Origin of the sequence: Streptococcus oralis (genome assembly GCF_023109195.1) — a bacterium.
Classification (GTDB): domain Bacteria; phylum Bacillota; class Bacilli; order Lactobacillales; family Streptococcaceae; genus Streptococcus; species Streptococcus oralis_BV.
Map to the genome: position 1 here is coordinate 62,661 of NZ_JALDUB010000001.1, position 17,843 is coordinate 80,503.

The 17,843-nt window shown below is 41.4% G+C and carries 24 protein-coding genes; 13 read left to right on the forward strand and 11 right to left on the reverse strand.

Annotated features, from left to right (window positions below; translation table 11 throughout):
- Nucleotides 1-50 precede the first annotated feature (50 nt).
- The 6 genes from M1F65_RS00370 (at nt 51) to M1F65_RS00395 (ending at nt 4,490) form a co-directional block, all read left to right on the forward strand.
- Nucleotides 51-749, forward strand: a complete 699-nt coding sequence (locus M1F65_RS00370; RefSeq protein WP_042902657.1) for a hypothetical protein — start codon at nt 51-53, stop codon at nt 747-749.
- A gap of 59 nt (nt 750-808) precedes the next feature.
- Nucleotides 809-2,086: a Tle-like phospholipase domain-containing protein gene (locus M1F65_RS00375; protein ID WP_042902658.1), complete on the forward strand. Its 1,278-nt coding sequence runs from the start codon at nt 809-811 to the stop codon at nt 2,084-2,086.
- Entirely contained in the window at nt 2,074-2,490 is a 417-nt protein-coding gene (locus M1F65_RS00380; protein WP_042902659.1) for a hypothetical protein, read from the forward strand. Before M1F65_RS00375 ends, M1F65_RS00380 begins: the two co-directional genes overlap by 13 nt.
- Nucleotides 2,484-2,741: a hypothetical protein gene (locus tag M1F65_RS00385; protein WP_247925264.1), complete on the forward strand. Its 258-nt coding sequence runs from the start codon at nt 2,484-2,486 to the stop codon at nt 2,739-2,741. Before M1F65_RS00380 ends, M1F65_RS00385 begins: the two co-directional genes overlap by 7 nt.
- 179 nt (nt 2,742-2,920) lie before the next feature.
- Nucleotides 2,921-3,712, forward strand: coding sequence for a DUF2785 domain-containing protein (locus M1F65_RS00390; RefSeq protein WP_132973746.1), 792 nt, complete (start codon nt 2,921-2,923; stop codon nt 3,710-3,712).
- Between the two features lie 109 nt (nt 3,713-3,821).
- On the forward strand, nt 3,822-4,490 hold the full coding sequence (locus tag M1F65_RS00395; RefSeq protein ID WP_000714824.1) for an MIP/aquaporin family protein: 669 nt from the start codon (nt 3,822-3,824) through the stop codon (nt 4,488-4,490).
- Nucleotides 4,491-4,706: 216 nt separating this feature from the next.
- On the opposite strand, the gene queF is transcribed toward M1F65_RS00395, so the two are convergent.
- From queF to M1F65_RS00430, 7 genes are all read right to left on the reverse strand, one after another.
- On the reverse strand, nt 4,707-5,198 hold the full coding sequence (queF, locus tag M1F65_RS00400; RefSeq protein WP_000082577.1) for a preQ(1) synthase: 492 nt from the start codon (nt 5,196-5,198) through the stop codon (nt 4,707-4,709).
- Between the two features lie 17 nt (nt 5,199-5,215).
- Nucleotides 5,216-5,932, reverse strand: coding sequence for a 7-carboxy-7-deazaguanine synthase QueE (gene queE / locus M1F65_RS00405; RefSeq protein WP_000196477.1), 717 nt, complete (start codon nt 5,930-5,932; stop codon nt 5,216-5,218).
- On the reverse strand, nt 5,925-6,368 hold the full coding sequence (gene queD, locus M1F65_RS00410) for a 6-carboxytetrahydropterin synthase QueD (protein ID WP_000464575.1): 444 nt from the start codon (nt 6,366-6,368) through the stop codon (nt 5,925-5,927). The genes queE and queD overlap by 8 nt, the downstream gene beginning before the upstream one ends.
- Complete coding sequence (gene queC, locus M1F65_RS00415; RefSeq protein WP_247925265.1) at nt 6,368-7,021, reverse strand: 7-cyano-7-deazaguanine synthase QueC; 654 nt, start codon at nt 7,019-7,021, stop codon at nt 6,368-6,370. Before queC ends, queD begins: the two co-directional genes overlap by 1 nt.
- A gap of 203 nt (nt 7,022-7,224) precedes the next feature.
- The gene (gene trxA / locus M1F65_RS00420; protein WP_001029581.1) at nt 7,225-7,539 is read right to left on the reverse strand and encodes a thioredoxin; all 315 of its coding nucleotides are present in this window, start codon (nt 7,537-7,539) and stop codon (nt 7,225-7,227) included.
- 15 nt (nt 7,540-7,554) lie between these two features.
- Nucleotides 7,555-7,776, reverse strand: a complete 222-nt coding sequence (locus tag M1F65_RS00425; protein WP_084944975.1) for a DUF4649 family protein — start codon at nt 7,774-7,776, stop codon at nt 7,555-7,557.
- Nucleotides 7,777-7,874: 98 nt separating this feature from the next.
- Nucleotides 7,875-8,255, reverse strand: a complete 381-nt coding sequence (locus tag M1F65_RS00430; protein WP_042768552.1) for a MarR family winged helix-turn-helix transcriptional regulator — start codon at nt 8,253-8,255, stop codon at nt 7,875-7,877.
- A gap of 195 nt (nt 8,256-8,450) precedes the next feature.
- Here M1F65_RS00430 and M1F65_RS00435 point away from each other — a divergent pair, with 195 nt between their 5' ends.
- Nucleotides 8,451-8,825 carry a CidA/LrgA family protein gene (locus M1F65_RS00435; RefSeq protein ID WP_084971415.1) on the forward strand — a complete coding sequence of 125 codons (375 nt, stop codon included), beginning with the start codon at nt 8,451-8,453 and terminating at the stop codon, nt 8,823-8,825.
- Nucleotides 8,822-9,517 carry an LrgB family protein gene (locus M1F65_RS00440; RefSeq protein ID WP_125388872.1) on the forward strand — a complete coding sequence of 232 codons (696 nt, stop codon included), beginning with the start codon at nt 8,822-8,824 and terminating at the stop codon, nt 9,515-9,517. The genes M1F65_RS00435 and M1F65_RS00440 overlap by 4 nt, the downstream gene beginning before the upstream one ends.
- Before the next feature lie 52 nt (nt 9,518-9,569).
- On the opposite strand, the gene gggC is transcribed toward M1F65_RS00440, so the two are convergent.
- The 4 genes from gggC to M1F65_RS00460 all read right to left on the reverse strand — a co-directional run bounded on the left by gggC (nt 9,570) and on the right by M1F65_RS00460 (nt 13,054).
- Nucleotides 9,570-11,117 carry a streptosactin export ABC transporter GggC gene (gene gggC / locus M1F65_RS00445; RefSeq protein ID WP_247925266.1) on the reverse strand — a complete coding sequence of 516 codons (1,548 nt, stop codon included), beginning with the start codon at nt 11,115-11,117 and terminating at the stop codon, nt 9,570-9,572.
- Between the two features lie 127 nt (nt 11,118-11,244).
- Nucleotides 11,245-11,973: a hypothetical protein gene (locus tag M1F65_RS00450; protein WP_000498773.1), complete on the reverse strand. Its 729-nt coding sequence runs from the start codon at nt 11,971-11,973 to the stop codon at nt 11,245-11,247.
- A 15-nt stretch (nt 11,974-11,988) separates the two neighbouring features.
- Entirely contained in the window at nt 11,989-12,684 is a 696-nt protein-coding gene (locus tag M1F65_RS00455; RefSeq protein WP_000173188.1) for an ABC transporter ATP-binding protein, read from the reverse strand.
- 4 nt (nt 12,685-12,688) lie between these two features.
- The gene (locus M1F65_RS00460) at nt 12,689-13,054 is read right to left on the reverse strand and encodes a GntR family transcriptional regulator (RefSeq protein WP_000119117.1); all 366 of its coding nucleotides are present in this window, start codon (nt 13,052-13,054) and stop codon (nt 12,689-12,691) included.
- Between the two features lie 140 nt (nt 13,055-13,194).
- Between M1F65_RS00460 and nrdR the strand changes: the two genes are divergently transcribed.
- Genes nrdR through der form a run of 5 tightly spaced genes read left to right on the forward strand, consistent with a single transcriptional unit; the run spans nt 13,195 to nt 17,763 of the window.
- Entirely contained in the window at nt 13,195-13,668 is a 474-nt protein-coding gene (gene nrdR, locus M1F65_RS00465; protein ID WP_001203676.1) for a transcriptional regulator NrdR, read from the forward strand.
- Complete coding sequence (locus M1F65_RS00470) at nt 13,669-14,832, forward strand: DnaD domain protein (protein ID WP_042902665.1); 1,164 nt, start codon at nt 13,669-13,671, stop codon at nt 14,830-14,832. It begins immediately after the preceding gene.
- Complete coding sequence (dnaI, locus tag M1F65_RS00475; RefSeq protein WP_042902666.1) at nt 14,833-15,729, forward strand: primosomal protein DnaI; 897 nt, start codon at nt 14,833-14,835, stop codon at nt 15,727-15,729.
- Nucleotides 15,726-16,439 carry an NADPH-dependent oxidoreductase gene (locus M1F65_RS00480; protein ID WP_042902667.1) on the forward strand — a complete coding sequence of 238 codons (714 nt, stop codon included), beginning with the start codon at nt 15,726-15,728 and terminating at the stop codon, nt 16,437-16,439. Before dnaI ends, M1F65_RS00480 begins: the two co-directional genes overlap by 4 nt.
- A gap of 13 nt (nt 16,440-16,452) precedes the next feature.
- Nucleotides 16,453-17,763 carry a ribosome biogenesis GTPase Der gene (gene der, locus M1F65_RS00485; RefSeq protein WP_001207688.1) on the forward strand — a complete coding sequence of 437 codons (1,311 nt, stop codon included), beginning with the start codon at nt 16,453-16,455 and terminating at the stop codon, nt 17,761-17,763.
- Nucleotides 17,764-17,843 lie beyond the last annotated feature (80 nt).

A 17,843-nucleotide genomic window follows, 5' to 3' on the forward strand; every position in this document is an offset into this window, starting at 1 on the left:
AGAGAATGATGGTGGCTATCTTATTGAATATTATAAATAAGGAGAAGGTTATGAAAAAACGCGCGTTTTTCGCAATATTACTTTTAGGAGGATTGATCATGATAGGATTGGCAGGATGTGGAGAAAATAAGAACAGTCGAGAATGGATTGAGAACAAGGTCTCTGAGGTTAGTCGTGTCTATCCAACCGAGAATCTGTTTGATTTGTTTAAGCAATTTCCGAAAGGGTTTAATATTACTCAAACATTTTATAAGGATTCGCTCAGAACAGTAGTTTCCTTAGATGGGGATGAAGAAAGTCAAACCATAAAAGGAAAGATAGAGACTATACAAATTTCTACTGATCCATATAAAGAAGAAGTGGAAGAGCATGTTGATGTAGAATATAAAGATGGTGAATTTATATTTTCTAACAATGAGGTAGCGGAAAAAATTTGGGGTTATAAAGGTTTTCTGTTCCAAAAATTAAGTTTGAATAGAGATGTTTTATCTAAGATGAAGCTTGAAAAGTTTCGATATTTTTCAAATCGCAATGTGTTTGAAATCTATTATATTAGTGATAACTCTACGATAAATAATTTCCTTAATTCAAATGGAGAACACATGTTATCAATAAGTGGAGCGGAATCTTATAATAATACAAAAGGTTATCGATTGAATGTTAATATTGCTTTTAAGGATACCCCAAATGATGGAATGAGTGAGATAGTTTCAAGTTGGATAGATGATAGAAATAGTGTTTCTAATTAATTTGCTAACATTTAAAACATCCTGATTGACCTGATTATAAATAAGGAGCATGCGAAAGAATGAGTGAAAAAGAATCAGTTAACAGTGGAATTCCAACTCTGGATGCAGCGAACCTGACTTATGAATTTGAGAATGCAAGGTGGAGAGGAGCAACTGATGAACAAATTTTAGATAAGAAAATAGGTGCTCAAAAGGATAAGACTATCCCCTCCAACCTCCAATATCTAGATGATTTTCATGATGATTCCGCTGGCACAAGTGGTACAGCCTTCCTAGATAAGGACAGTGGAGAGGTGATCATTGCCTATACGGGAACGAATCCTAATGCGGATATAGTCAAGGATGTCGCTACAGATGTCGGTAGTATAGCCATGGCGCTCGGTTTTCATTATGATGAAGCTTTCAAATTTTATGAAAGGATTCGACAGAGATATGGGGATAATATTACTCTAACTGGACATTCTTTAGGAGGGAACATCGCTCAGAGGGTGGCCTTAGAGTATAACGCTCCGCGTACTGTGGTATATAACTCAGCCCCTCTCTATTTAGAAGGTCTTATCGAATCTAAAGATAAAATCATAGATTATCTGACTCCGTGGGATTCGGCAAGGGAGAAGATAATCAATAAACAAAAGACATTCACAGGTCAAGTAGTACGAATCCGGACTCAAGATGACTTTCTTAACAATATCTCAAAGCCTTTTTTAGGTGTATACTTGGGAGAAGATTATCTGCTTGAAAATTCTGGTGGGCACAATATTGACCCAGATATTACGGGTGATAAAAATCAAATTAACCAAATCAAGGATATTTTGGAAAAACAGAGTCCAGAGAAAATGACTGGACTTGAAAAGAAGAACTATGAGACCCTGAAGAAATTACAAGGTGTCAAAAATGGACTTCTAAAACAGTTGAATACTAAATTTTTATCAGATGGCAGTATAAGTAGCCATGAGATGTTTTTCTTGGATAGTGTCCAAGCAACAGCTGTTGCGACGGCAATGACAGAGAGTGTCAGTAACGGACACAGCGAGATTGAGGCAGTGGCTAAAAAAGCAGTTACAGATGCTGAAACACTCTACGATAAAAGTAAGGAAGTTCCCTGGTTTGTAACAGAGTTAACTAATGATGAGATAGAGGATGTCTATGTAGAAGCTGGGGTAACGTATGATAGTATTGTGGGTGAGACTCAGAGACATTTTGATAAAAAAGTAAGTAAATCAGCTGCGATTGTAAAAGCCTTTACGGATTTGGAAACCAACATTCAGAAAGGTGTTGAACAGGCGGTTGAAGGAGACGAAAGCTTGGCAAGGGATATTAATCAATGGACAAACTAGAAGAAATCCAAGTGAAAATAAAAAAGCAAGAAGAGGGACTTTGGTCTTTGGAGGATGATTATAGAACTGCTAAGAAGAAAATAGAAGAATCCTATGAAAGTTTAGATCATAATCGTTCTCAGTTGACCAGATTATATGAGGAGTTTGAGAACATTGCTTATGATTTTGGTAGACAGAAATCTGGAGACGATGGGGAGCACCATCAATTTCTGATGTTATTAGAATCTTATTCAAGTGAGACGAGTAGTGAGTATCTTCGGCAGTATGCTAAAATAGAGGCAAAAGATGAAGAGTTGCAGACTCAGTACCGAAAAGAACGCTCTCGCTTAGAAAAAGAGTTAGAAGAGAGTTATAGTCAAATAAAAGCCTTATATGAGTTAGAAAGGGGGCAGAAGAAATGCTAGTGGATTTAGTCATAGATGCTTTGATTGGACCTATGTCAGAATCAGCCAGACGAGAAATCAAAAAAACATTAGAAAGAGCAGCTATCAAAGCATTTTGTGCTCCTCCTATAAAATCAGGTAGAAAAGGTATTGTAGATAAGTGCGATGAGGAGATAGGGGTTCTTGCTATGACAAATAAGACTGCTGTAACGACTTTAGCAGCTCAAATGGATAGTTCAATTAATGGTTTAGGACAAAAAGCAATTAGCTAGGCTGTTAGTAAAAATAGTACATCTTTTGAAGATTTAACTCCGAAAAAGAAAAAATAGTGTTTTAACCATGCCCTATTCCTTCTCGATTTCCCCCTCCAACTATTTTTCCAAATATTCCTCTTCAAAGTCATCTTTGGATGGCTTTTTGATAAGTTACTAGAAATGTAGAGGTACTTGAGATGCGTAAAAAATTACAAAGAAAAGTGACAGAAGAAAAACCAAGCTATAGTCGAGAAGAAATTCAGTGGTTGCTCGAGCATTTGGGAGATCCCTCTCCAGAAATTCGAGACGAACTTGTTTTTACGAGTTTGGCTAGAGGGATTCAAGAAGAACTGTTTTCCCTTGAACAGTTTCAGTTTATCTCAGAAGAGGTCTCCTCTGATGAAGGTCTATACAAAGAGATTGATAGTAGAGGAGTTTCGGCTCTTAAACGTTCTTTTAGGGCGCTTATTTATGCCAATCTTTTGTCTGCAGATGGTAACGAGCACTCTCTTTTCTATAAAGGATTAAAAGCTGATATAAGAAATGCTATGCTATCTCAAGGTTTGTATTACTTAAAAAAAGAAAAGGATACGACAGGTTTTTCAAGTCAGTATGGTTGGGTTCACGCTTTTGCGCATGGAGCGGATCTCTTGACGGAAGTCGTTTGTCATCCAGATTTTCCTAGTAACAGAGTTTCTGAAGTATTTGATGTACTGGGTCAACTATTTAAAAGAATTACCATTCGTTTTACAAATGATGAGGATTGGCGCTTAGCGAGAGTACTTTATGAACCCATTTTGCAAGGGAAATTAGAGCAGGAACAAGTAGCTTCTTGGGTAAAAACTATTGACTTTCCGATAGAAGAGAGGGAAGATTTTTATAAATTTTCCAACTTCAGATCCTGTCTGTTGGAAGTCTATATCCAACTTGACCAGAGAAATAGTTTGCAAAATGACTTGAAAGAAGCCATTCAATCCTTTCAGTACTAAGGATAAGCGAGTCGTTTCATAATTTTCAAATAACTTTCCAGTCAATTTTCTTGAAACCCTTTCCTTCTTTTGATAGACTAATACATAGTTTGAAAAAAGGAGACTTATCATGAAAAAATTTGTTGCTGAATTAATCGGTACATTTATGCTTGTGTTCATCGGAACAGGAGCCGTTGTTTTTGGAAATGGTCTTAATGGTCTTGGACACCTTGGAATTGCTTTTGCCTTTGGTTTAGCAATTGTGGTTGCAGCTTTCTCAATCGGAACTGTTTCAGGTGCTCACTTGAACCCAGCCGTTTCGATCGCTATGTTTGTAAACAAACGCTTGTCATCTTCAGAACTTGTAAACTACATCCTTGGACAAGTAGTTGGAGCTTTCCTTGCGTCAGCTGCAGTATTCTTCCTCTTGTCTAACTCAGGCATGTCAACTGCTAGCCTTGGTGAAAATGCCTTGGCAAACGGTGTCACTGTCTTTGGTGGATTCTTGTTTGAAGTCATCGCAACTTTCTTGTTTGTCCTAGTTATCATGACTGTCACTTCAGCAAGCAAGGGCAATGGCGCAATCGCTGGTTTGGTAATCGGTTTGTCCTTGATGGCGATGATCCTTGTTGGATTGAACATTACTGGCCTTTCAGTAAACCCAGCTCGTAGCTTGGCACCTGCTGTCTTTGTAGGTGGCGCAGCTCTTCAACAAGTTTGGATTTTCATCCTTGCCCCAATCGTTGGTGGCGTTCTTGCAGCACTTGTTGCGAAAAATTTCCTTGGAACAGAAGAATAAGAAACGAAAAAAGAGTCCTGTTCTCAGTTTGAGGAACAGGGCTTTTTCGTATTATACTCTTTGAAAATCTCTTTAAACCACGTCAGCTTCCATCTGCAACCTCAAAACACTGTTTTGAGCTGACTTCTTCAGTCTTATCTATAACCTCAAAGCAGTGCTTTGAGCAACCTGCGGCTAGCTTCCTAGTTTGCTCTTTGATTTTCATTGAGTATGAGTTTAACGGTTGTCAATTTTCTCTGGGTAGAGGTCGTGTTGGAAGAGACGCTGTTCTGCCAAGCCTTCATACTTAGTTCCAGGTCTACCGTAGTTGTAGTAAGGGTCGATTGAGATACCACCACGCGGAGTGAATTTTCCCCATACCTCTAAATAGCGAGGGTCTAGCAAGTTGACCAAATCTTTCCCGATAGTGTTGATACAGTTTTCATGAAAATCTCCATGATTTCGATAGCTAAAGAGGTAGAGTTTGAGGGATTTTGATTCGATGCAGAGCTTGTCAGGAATGTAGGAAATATAAATGGTCGCAAAGTCTGGCTGAGCGGTGATTGGGCAAAGCGAGGTAAATTCAGGACAGTTGAATTTGATGAAATAGTCATTTTCAACATGACGATTGTCAAAAGATTCAAGGACTTCTGGTTGATAGTCAAAAATGTAGTTGGTTTCTTTGTTGCCCAGTAGGCTTAGGTTTTTCATTTCTTCTTGTTGTGACATGATTTTTTCTTTCTAATTTAAACACCACGTTGGTTGTCGTAGAGGAGGGTATGGAGTTGAGGAAGGACGCGGACATTGCCCCAGCTATCGTCAGCAGCGACGCGTTCCCAGAGTTCTTTGAGACGGTCTAGTTGGTCTTGAACAATATTACCTGTAGCCTTGGGCTCAGGATTTCCAGCCGATAAGAAGAGGACATCTGGTTGGTAACGTTCTTGAATCCCTTTAGCAAAGGCCAAATCGGCATCATCAAAGACAGGGATTTTAAAGGTGACCTTGTCTGGATCCAATTGGGAAACGATAAAGTCTAAAGTCTCGAAGTTGACTTCCATCTTGGATGAGGGAGGTTTGGGGCTCAGAGTGACTTGGTCAATATCTTTTAACCAATTTTGCCAGCGAGAACCTTGGGTCTCAACAGCAAGGGTGACCCCACGTTCTTTGAGCTTGGTGACGAGTTCGGCCATATTGGCTGCTAGGATAGCGGGATTTCCCCCAGACAGGGTGACGTAGTCGTAGCTTCCTAGCTTATCTAAGGCAGCAATGACTTCATCAGCGGTCATGCGAGTTGGCTTTTCAGAACCATCCCAAGTAAAGGCAGAGTCGCACCAGTCGCAATGGTAGTCGCAACCAGTAGTACGGACAAACATGGTTTTCTGCCCGATAGCACGACCTTCACCTTGAAAGGTAGGGCCAAAAATTTCCAGAACTGGTAGTTTGAGGACACGTTCCCTAGTCATCTAACCACTCCCGTCTAAACTCTGCAAAGGCAGTCGGAGTTTCATAGAGGCGAACGTATTCCAAACGGAGACCGCGCTCGTCAGGCAACTCTTGACTCATGGTTTGGAAAATCCAGTAAACCATATTTTCAGCAGTCGTGTTCATATAAGGCAGGGTTTCATTGAGATAGCGATGATCCAAATGGGGCTCTAAGTAGTTCTTGTAGATGGCTTTGATATCTCCGAAATCGTAGGTCATGCCCCGTTCATCTAAAAATCCACTGACAGCGATTTGTAAATGATAAGTGTGGCCGTGCAGGGACTTGCATTTTCCCTCATAGTGAAAGAGGTGGTGGGCAGCATCAAAGGTAAATTCTTTTGATACCAAGGTTCTGTGAGGATTGTAGACCAGAGACTCGCCAGTTTCTTGTTTGATTTCTTTGGGTGCAAAAAACATTAGGCCTCTCCTTTCTGTGAGAGATAAACATCTAAACCATGTTGACGTAGGTGGCAGGCTGGACAAACTCCACAGCCGCTTCCGATAATCCCATTGTAGCAGGTTAAGGTCTTCTCACGAACATAGTCAAAGGCACCGAGTTGGTCGGCTAATTCCCAAGTTTCAGCCTTGTCTAGCCACATGAGAGGTGTTTGGATAACGAAGTCGTAATCCATGGCAAGGTTGAGCGTAACATTGAGAGATTTGACAAAGACATCTCGGCAGTCAGGGTAGCCTGAGAAGTCTGTCTCGCAGACACCTGTCACGATATCTTTAATCCCACGTTGCTTGGCAAGAACTGCCGCAAAGGATAGAAAGAGGTGGTTGCGGCCGTCAACGAAAGTATTGGGAACCTCTCCCTCTTTTTGCTCGATTTCCAGATCAGAGGTCAAGGCATTTTCAGTGATTTGTCCCAGCAGAGACATATCTAGGATGTGATGACGAATACCCTGTTCCTTAGCGATTTCTCTAGCAACTTGGATTTCGAGATGATGGCGTTGGCCGTAGGCAAAGGTGACAGCTTCGACTGTTTCATAGTGTTCTTTAGCCCAAAAGAGGCAGGTTGTGGAATCTTGACCGCCGCTAAAGACGACCAAGGCTGATTGACGTTTCATAGTACTCCTTCCAAAGTGGAAAATGTTCAGAGCACGCAAAAAGCTCCCTTGAGGGGAGCTAAAAAATACCAAGTAGAGGTTTTTTTTAGCGATGGCATGTCCCAAACATCGTAATATTCTATCTACAGTCTAGCATATTTTTTGAAAAATGGCAAAGGGCAAGAAAAAAGAGACCAAATGAATCCACTTGGTCTCTAGTGTGATTAGCTCAATTCAGCAACGATGGCCTTGATTTGTTCTGCTGTGTGAACACCTGCAACTTGTTTCACCACTTGGCCGTCTTTTTTGAAGAGAAGGGTTGGGATAGACATGATTCCAAAAGCACGAGCTGTATTTGGATTTTCATCAACGTCCATTTTAACGATTTTCAAGACATCTTCTGAAAGTTCTTCAGACAATTTATCCAAGATTGGACCTTGCATACGACATGGACCACACCAAGTTGCCCAGAAGTCTACCAAGACCAAACCGTCTTTTGTTTCTTGTTCAAATGTTGCATCTGTAATTGCTTTTGCCATTGTATTTCTCCTTTTTTAGTTATATTGGCTTAAATCTTGTTTCATGAGATAGAAGAAGACATCTCCATAAGTCCCATGGTAGTCCAAATCATGACTATTATAGGTCAATTTTTGAACTGGGTAATAATCTGCGACACCGATAAGGCAAGCTTGTTGAGAACGTTCAAAGTCTTGGTAAGACTCGAAAGTCATGGTTCTCTCTTGCTTGCTGGCGTCTAGATAAGTAATTTCGATCATATAAAACTCCTTTGTTCGATCTTGACTTTATTGTACTCCTTGAAAAGAGGAATGTCAAGAAAAATGATTGCGCACGCAACTTTTTTTAAAAAATCGGATTACGAAATGAAGTCAAGACTCGTTTCCAGTCTTTCCTCGACGGCCTTTTGCAGGTAAGCTAAGGTTGTCTGTCCCTCGTCAGTCAGGCAGATAAAGCTAGCCCGTCTATCCTGATCGCAACATCTGCGACTAAGCAAACCACAGTTTTTCTCTTCCAGGCGAGCCACCATTCGAGAAACAGCGCTCGGACTGAGATGGAGTTTATCTGGCAGGTCAATCTGCCGTAAAGATTTTTCATCGGCTAGGTCCAGATAGTAGAGCAGGTAAAACTCTTTCAAGGTCAACCTTTGTTCACTCTGCTGGGCAATAGTTTCTTCCAACAAGGCTTCCATTTCCTTTTGACGGCGGTTGTAGTCAAACCACTTTTCCAAATAGGTCATTGTTTTCTCCTTTCTTTTCAAAGTAAAATCACAAAGTCATTACTGATTATCTTTGTAACACAAGATGATTGCGCATGCAATGATTATACTACTTTTAACTAATCCTTGCAAGAAAGAAGAATTTCAATATTTCCTTGAAATTTTCTGAAAAAAGAGTAAACTGGTATGCAAGAAGTTTATTTCATGGAGTTTAGGATGAAATTATATGTTCAATTGATGATTCTCTTTGTGATTTCTCTAATCGGTGAGGGAATCTCCAGTTTCTTTCATTTGCCCATCCCAGGCAGTATTATCGGCTTGATGCTTCTCTTTCTAGCCCTACAGTTCAAGTGGCTAAGGACCAGACATGTCAATATGGTCGGGAATTTCTTGCTGGCCAATATGACCATCCTCTTTTTGCCGCCAGCAGTGGGTATCATGGAAAAGTTTGATGTGATTGCCCCTTATCTTTTGCCCATCGTCTTGATTGTCTTTTTTGCGGCTGTTATCAACATTATCCTTATTGCCCTAGTGGTTCAGTTTATCAAGAGACGATTTGAGGGAGATTATGAGAAAGGAGATGCCAAATGAGCGAATTTGTATCCAATCCCCTGTTTGGGATTGCATTATCTATCCTAGCTTATCTAGTGGGGATGTTGATTTACAGACGTTTTCCCCATCCTTTGACAACACCCTTGCTTTTGTCAGCTATTTTTATCATTATTTTCCTTAAGGCGACGGGTATTTCTTATCAAGATTATTATCAAGGTGGGGTTTATCTGAACAACTTGATAGTCCCATCGACCGTGGCTCTAGGGATTCCGCTTTATAAGAGCTTTCACTTGATGAAGCATCATGCTCGGAGTATTCTCTTTGGTAGTCTGTTAGCAGTAGTTGTCAATACTAGCTTCACTGCCATAGTAGCGAAAATATTTGGTATGGATTTTTTCCTAGCTATTTCTCTCTTTCCCAAGTCAGTGACAACCGCAATGGCAGTGGGGATTACAGAAAAATTGCAAGGTTTGACGACTGTGACCTTGGTCGTCGTAGTAGCAACTGGGATTTTGACCAGTGTGATTGGACCAACCCTTTTGAAGTTGTTGAAGATTGACGATCCAGTTGCAGTTGGGCTTTCCCTTGGGGGAACAGGTCATGCTGTCGGAACGGGTACGGCCTTTCGATACGGTTCTGTAGCAGGAGCCATGGGTGGTTTGGCTATCGGTATTACTGGTATTCTCTACGTATTTGTAAGCCCCATCGTAGCTAGTTTGATATTGAGTTAAAAAGCAAGGAAGCTGAGTTCCTTGCTTTTTTCCAATTTTATTTTGTAAGGATTTACTTTTCTTTGCTTAAATGAATGACTTGGTCGTAGCGTTTTAAGTCCTCGTCTGTATAATGGTGAATGACTTCAATGACTGTCTGAGGTAGCGAGAAGAGGAGGTCGCTAATCTTTTTGCTATTCTCTAAGTCAAGATTGGCCTTAATCTCATCAGCCAAGATGAGTTGGCTGTCGTGATAGAGCGCGCGAGCGATTTCGAGTCGTTGTTTCTCGCCACCAGACAGGCTATCGTTGCTAAGAGTTCGATTTTTCAAATGTTCTAAACCAGTTGTCTTGAGGATATGATTCAACCTTTCTTGCTTTTTAGTCATTCCTAGAAGGATATTGTCTTCCAGAGACAGCGTGTCAAAGTAATGGCTATCTTGGAGGATATAGGAGCTAACGCTCGTGATTTCTTGGCGTGATAGGCTTTGGCCAGCAAATGCAATCCGTCCACTGGTCGCAGCCAACTCTCCATGAATGATATTGAGTAAAGTCGTTTTTCCAGAGCCACTTTCACCGATAATGGCAATCTTTTCTCCTTTCTTGATGTGCATGGAAAGAGGGGATAAAAGGACCTGTCCCTCTTTTTCTAGAGAGATATTCTCTAGTTGGACGGGATAAATGTTTTGGAAGGTGCTAGTAGAAATAGGACTAGAATTTGTGAAAAGTACTTGGTACTTTTCACAGAGGTATTGAGTTGCTTTTCGGGTGTTAGTAAAGTAGGCTAATTCTTGGAATTGATAGCCAATATTATGAGAAACGAGATAAATGGCTACAAAACTAGCTGCGTTTAAATAACCATAATAGGTCATAAAACCGCCAATGACAATAGGGGCAACGGAGCAAAAGGCATCGATGCTATTGATAAAGAGACTGTTTAGGGTACGTTGTTTCTCATATCGTATTTCCGCATCCAAACTAGTCTGTAACTGATTTTGATAGCGAGCAAAAAAGAAGTCCTGTCTCTGATAATGACGAATCTGTTGGCTACCGCCAATAAAATTTGTCAAGCTTGATAAGTAGCTCTGGTTAATAGTGGACCGCTTTTCAGAAAGTGAATCTAAACGCTTAGATCCGATGGCACTACAGAGGACAGGGACGGAGTAGAAGAGAATAAAAATCAAGCCTAGGTAAAAATTAGTCCACAGGGCATATAGAATGGAGACGGTTGTGAAACCAAGAGAAGAAATAATGATAACGGTTGGCTCAATATAGCTCTTTTCTAACTGGTTGACGTCGTTTTCTAAATCAGACAAAATATCCTTTTCATCAATATCATAACCGCTGAGGAATCGCTTGAAAATAGCGCTTTTAATTCCATATCTGAAATCAGTAATCAAACGAGCGTAGTAATAGCGTTTTCCAGCTAGCCCCAGTAAGAGGATGAGGTTTCCAAGGATTCCCAGAATCAACACTTTCCAAAGAAGTTCCAGTTCTTGATTGGTAAAACTAGCAACGATACTCTGAATGAGCGCTGGCGTAATAATCGCTTCCAGCCATGTGATTGCAATCGAAAAGAAGTAAAGTGTTAAGTGTTTCTTTGCAACAAACGTTCTAAGCATAAAGAGCTCCCTCCTTATCAATATACAGTAATCACTTTTAAAATTATTATACTCCTTTTTATCCACATTTTCATACAATATATCTAAAAGAAAAGATCTAGCGATACAGAGTCGCTAGACCTTTAACTTATTGCAAGTTAACCTTGTTTTTCAAGATATAGTAGGTACCGAGATAGTAGATAGCTGATAAAAAGAGATCGCGCAGAATTTCTGTACCAATCATCATGTTAAAGTCATTTTCAATTCGGAAAAAGAGAGAAACATAACCAATGACGATGGCAATGACGATATAGGCTAGAATCCCCATAGCTGTTCGATACTCATTAAAGAGTTGTCCGATAGAGATGGAGAGGTAGATGGATAAAATCCATGCGATCGAACCTACAAACAGTGATAGCGCATACAGCCAGCCGTAGCTGAGGTAAGGGGAAATGAAGTTATAGAGGGCAGTGAAGTCTTTTTCTATTGGTGTTAAGAAGAAGATAATCAATATACTCAAGATAAAGACGATATAGCTTAAGATGGACCAGACAAGACCACCTAAAAGTTTTGCGATGATGATTTGGTGCTCAGAGACAGGCAAGGTCAGGGTCAAGTACCCTTGGCGGTCATAAACACTGCCCTTGAATCTTCGGATGATTAAAAAGATTGTTGCAATCCAAAGAGTGACGCTGAGTCCTCCAAAGACTAGTACTAAAAAGAAGATGAAATAAGCAGCATTGTTAGGATTGTAACTCTGGCTAAGGCTGCTAATAAAAGCTCCAATCAAAACTGAAATTGCAAGCACAGCACCGTAGAGTGCCAGATACCATTTATTGACATTTTTAAATTCATAACGAACTAGATTCCAAAACATAATAATCTCCTTTGCTTAGGCTTTAAATTCCTGGCGGAAGAGCTGGTCAATTGATTCACCTGACTCGTAACGAATATCATCAACATTTCCTTGGCGGACGACTTTTCCGTCTTTGAGGAAGATAATCTCATCCAAGATTGGCTCAATATCTGAAATCAAGTGGGTTGAAATTAGCACCGTAGAAGTTGGGGAATAGTTGTTGATGATGGTATTGAGGATATAATCACGGGCAGCTGGATCCACGCCTCCGATTGGTTCGTCCAGAACGTAGAGGCGGGCTTCACGGCTCATAACCAAGATGAGTTGGACCTTTTCCTTGTTCCCTTTTGATAGTTTCTTGAGGCGACTGTTTTCATCAATACCGAGATCGGCTAAAAGGTGTTGGGCTCTTTCGAGATTGAAATCCTGGTAGAAGGTTTTAAAATAGGTTAGAGCATCCTTAACCTTCATCTCTTCATTGAGGTAGGTTGTGTCTGGCAGATAGGAAACGATCGCCTTGGTAGCAGGACTTGGATCCTGTCCGTTAATGAGGACACGTCCTTTATTTGGTTGAAGGAGACCATTGATCAGTTTGATCAAGGTTGTTTTTCCGGATCCGTTTGGTCCAAGGAGCCCGACAATCTTTCCGGCTGAGATCTCTAGTGAGATATTGTCAAGTGCCGCAGTTGCTCCATATGATTTTGTTACATTTTCAAGTGCTAGTAGTGTCATAGTCTTAAACTCCTTTAATATAGTCGCTTAATACATTTGGCAGTTCTTCTTTTTTGTAGCCAAATTGAAGCATGCAAGAGACGAATTGTTGCAGTTGCTCCTCGGAAAGTTGTTTGCGGGACTGAAGGATGAGGTCCAAATCCTCGGTGACAAAACGACCAGTTGTTCGCTTGCTGTATACAAACCCTTCACGTTCAAGGTCAGACAAGGCGCGCTGAATGGTATTGGGATTAACCCCAGCCTCGCTCGCCAAATCTCTCACGGTAGGGAGCTGTTGGTTGGGTTCCAGTTCATGGGAAACAATCTGTAATTTGATTTTTTCCATAATCTGTAAATAAATCGGTTTTGTATTATCAAATGACCAGGACATCATAGTCTCCTTTCTTTGTCTTTGTTGTTCTAATCAAATAATACAATAAAACAAAAAACTTGTCAAGTAAAAATAAGAATTGTTTTGGGAATCGCTCAAAAAATGGTATAATGAAAAGAAAACGACAAGGAGGGAAATGCATGCGTTGTCCAAAATGTGGGGCTACCAAGTCTAGTGTTGTTGATAGTCGACAAGCCGAAGAAGGAAATACCATCCGCCGAAGACGTGAGTGCGACGAGTGTCAGCATCGTTTTACAACCTATGAACGAGTAGAAGAAAGAACGTTGGTTGTCGTCAAAAAAGACGGTACGCGAGAGCAGTTTTCGAGAGATAAAATCTTTAATGGGATTATCCGATCAGCCCAGAAACGCCCTGTTTCAAGTGATGAAATCGGCATGGTGGTCAATCGCATCGAGCAAAAACTCCGTAGTCGCAGTGAGAATGAGATCCAAAGTGAATATATTGGGTCCTTAGTCATGGAAGAATTGGCGGAGCTTGATGAGATTACCTATGTTCGTTTTGCCAGTGTTTACCGTAGCTTTAAGGATGTGAGTGAGTTGGAGAGTCTGCTCCAGCAGATCACCCAGTCCTCAAAAAAGAAAAAGGAAAAATAGATGAAGCCAAATGACCGTTTTTCTTTTCTAAAGAATAATCGGGTGTCGCAAGATACCTCTTCTCTGGTGCAGTGCTACCTCCCGATTATCGGTCAGGAGGCACTGAGCCTCTATCTATACGCCATTACCTTTTGGGATGGTGGGCAAAAAGAACACCTCTTTTCCCATATTCTCAACCACTTAAACTTTGGCATGCCGACTTTGCTCCAATCCTTCAAAGTCTTATCTGCTTTGGATTTGTTGACCCTTTATCAGAAGGGGGAAACTTATGAATTGCAGCTTCATTCTCCCCTCTCCAGTCAGGATTTTTTAAGTCATTCTGTCTATAGTAGATTATTAGAGAAAAAGATTGGGGATACAGCTGTTTCTGCTATGAAGCAGGAACCTAGTGAGGGAGAAGCACTCTCTGTTTCTTTAAGCCAAGTCTTTCCAACCCTGACTGAAGAAGTGACCTCAAGCGAATCTAAAAGCAAGTTAAAAAATGATTTTGACTTGGGACATTTCCAGCGCCTGATGGCTCGAGATGGCTTGCGTTTTGAAGACGAGCAGGCGGATGTTTTGGAATTATTCGCCATCGCAGATGAAAAAAAATGGACCTGGTTTGAAACCTATCAAATAGCTAAGGCGACAGCGGTGGCTCAGGTTATTTCAGTCAAACGCATGCGTGAAAAGATAGCACAAAAACCAGCTACTTCTGACTTTAGTCCCAAAGAAATGACCATTATCAGGGAAGCCAAAAATAAAACTCCCCTGCACTTTTTAGCGGAAATCAAGCAAACGCGTAAGGGGAACATCACCCAAAGTGAAAGAGAACTCCTTCACCAGATGGCGTCTTTAGGCTTGTTGGATGAAGTCATCAATATCGTCTTGCTTCTAACCTTTAACAAGGTTGATTCGGCAAATGTCAATGAAAAATATGCCATGAAGGTCGCCAATGACTACGCTTATCAAAAAATTCGAACAGCAGAAGAAGCTGTGCTACGGATTCGAGAGCGTCAGCAAAAAGGACAAGAAGACCAAAAATCGAAAACGAACTCGACTAAGACAAATGTTCCCAAGTGGAGTAATCCAGAATATAAAAATCAAACCAGCGAGGAGACTCGTCTGGAACTAGAACGTAAAAAACAAGAAATGTTAGCCCGATTAGAAGAAGGAGGAGACTAGATGGAAAGTGTTGGCGACGTTATCAAACGTCAGACAAGTCGTTTTCAGTATCAGGACCTAGTCCAGCAGATTATGAAAGACCCAGATGTAGCGGCTTTTATCCAGAAAGAATCCCTCAGCCCAGAGGAGTTGAATCGTAGCATCTCCAAGTTCAACCAATATATCACAGAACGGGACAAGTTTCTTCGTGGGGATGCGGACTATATAGCGCGTGGCTACAAGCCCATCTTGGTTATGAATCACGGATATGCGGATGTGTCTTATGAAGAAACACCAGAACTAATCGCAGCTGAAAAAGAGGCGGCAATCAAGAATCGTCTCAAGTTGATCAATCTACCAGCAAGTCTCAAGAGAGCGAAGTTGGCTCAGATTGACCTGGATGATCTAGGACGCTTGCCAATTTTTGAGAGACTCTATGCCTTTGTTGACCTTTACCCTAGTATCCGAAAAGGCCTCTATCTCTACGGAGATTTTGGTGTTGGTAAGAGTTTCATGATGGCAGCCTTAGCTCATGACCTATCTGAAAAACGTGGGGCATCAACGACGATTATCCACTATCCAAGCTTTGTCATTGATGTGAAAAATGCCATCGGTGAAGGCTCTGTGAAGACCTTGGTGGATGACATCAAGTTAGCAGAAGTCTTGGTCTTGGATGATATTGGTGCAGAGCAGTCAACACCTTGGGTGCGTGATGAGATTCTCCAAGTTATTCTCCAGTATCGTATGCAGGAAGATTTGCCGACCTTCTTTACTTCCAACTTTAATTTCCAAGATTTGGAAAAACATTTTGCCAAAGGAAAGAATGGAAATGACGAGACTTGGGAAGCTAGACGGGTCATGGAACGAATCCGTTATTTGGCTGAGGAGACAAGACTAGAAGGAGAAAATCGCCGATGACAGAAACCATTAAACTGATGAAAGCTCATACTTCAGTTCGTCGCTTTAAGGAGCAAGAAATTCCTCAGGCAGACTTGGAAGAGATTTTGACTGCTGGACAAATGGCGTCATCTTGGAAAAATTTCCAATCCTACTCTGTGATTCTTGTGCGCAGTCAAGAGAAGAAAAATGCCTTATATGAACTGGTTCCTCAGGAAGCCATTCGCCAGTCAGCTGCCTTTTTGCTCTTTGTCGGTGACTTGAACCGAGCTGAAAAGGGAGCAAGTCTTCATACAGACACTTTCCAACCCCAAGGAGTGGAAGGTCTCCTCATCACGTCTGTGGACGCTGCGCTTGCTGGGCAAAATACCTTGCTTGCAGCAGAGAGTCTGGGATATGGTGGTGTTATCATCGGTTTGGTCCGTTATAAGTCAGAAGAAGTGGCAAAGCTTTTTAACCTGCCTGACTATACCTACCCTGTTTTTGGGATTGCCCTTGGCGTGCCAGATCAACAACATGATGTCAAACCAAGACTGCCTTTGAACCAAGTGGTATTTGAAGAGGAATACCAAGAACAGCCAGTAGCGGCGATTTTGGACTATGACAAAGTACAGGCAGACTATGCTGGTGCGCGTGCGACGACCTCTTGGAGTCAACGTTTGGCAGAGCAGTTTGGTCAAGCCGAACCTAGTTCAACTCGGAAGAATCTAGAACAGAAAAAGTTATTGTAGAAAGTGAGAAAACATGGCCTTACCAACTATTGCCATTGTGGGACGTCCCAATGTTGGGAAATCAACCCTATTTAATCGGATCGCTGGTGAGCGGATCTCAATCGTAGAAGATGTCGAGGGTGTGACACGTGACCGTATCTATGCAACGGGTGAGTGGCTCAATCGTTCCTTTAGTATGATTGATACGGGAGGGATTGACGATGTCGATGCTCCCTTCATGGAACAAATCAAGCACCAGGCAGAAATTGCCATGGAAGAAGCCGATGTCATTGTTTTTGTGGTGTCTGGGAAAGAAGGAATCACAGATGCAGATGAGTACGTAGCACGTAAACTTTATAAGACTCATAAACCTGTTATCCTAGCGGTTAACAAGGTTGACAACCCTGAGATGCGAAATGATATTTTTGATTTCTATGCGCTAGGATTGGGCGAACCGCTGCCAATTTCGTCTGTCCACGGTATCGGTACGGGTGATGTGCTGGATGCTATTGTGGAGAATCTACCACACGAAGTTGAAGAAGAAAATCCAGACGTGATTAAATTTAGCTTGATTGGCCGTCCTAACGTTGGAAAATCAAGTTTGATCAACGCTATTTTGGGAGAAGACCGCGTGATTGCTAGTCCAGTAGCTGGAACAACGCGTGATGCCATTGATACCCACTTTACAGATACGGATGGACAAGAGTTTACCATGATTGATACAGCTGGTATGCGTAAATCAGGTAAAGTCTATGAAAATACGGAGAAATATTCTGTCATGCGTGCCATGCGTGCCATTGACCGTTCTGACGTGGTCTTGATGGTCCTCAATGCCGAAGAAGGTATCCGTGAGTACGACAAGCGTATTGCAGGTTTTGCCCACGAAGCAGGTAAAGGGATGATCATCGTGGTCAATAAGTGGGATACTCTTGAGAAAGACAACCACACCATGAAAAAATGGGAAGAGGATATCCGTGAGCAGTTCCAATATCTGCCTTATGCGCCGATTGTCTTTGTTTCAGCTTTGACCAAGCAACGTCTCCATAAACTGCCTGAGATGATCAAGCAAATTAGCGAGAGTCAAAACACCCGTATCCCATCGGCAGTCTTGAACGATGTGATTATGGATGCCATTGCTATCAATCCAACACCGACAGACAAAGGAAAACGCCTCAAGATTTTCTACGCAACCCAAGTGGCAACCAAGCCACCAACCTTTGTCATCTTTGTCAATGAAGAAGAACTCATGCACTTCTCTTACTTGCGTTTCTTGGAAAATCAAATCCGCAAGGCCTTTGTCTTTGAGGGAACACCGATTCACTTGATTGCGAGAAAACGCAAGTAAACCTTGCTTGTTTTTCTACAAAAATAAACTAAAAGAAGACTTCATAGTCTTCTTTTTTCTATACTAAAAGGGGAGAAAAG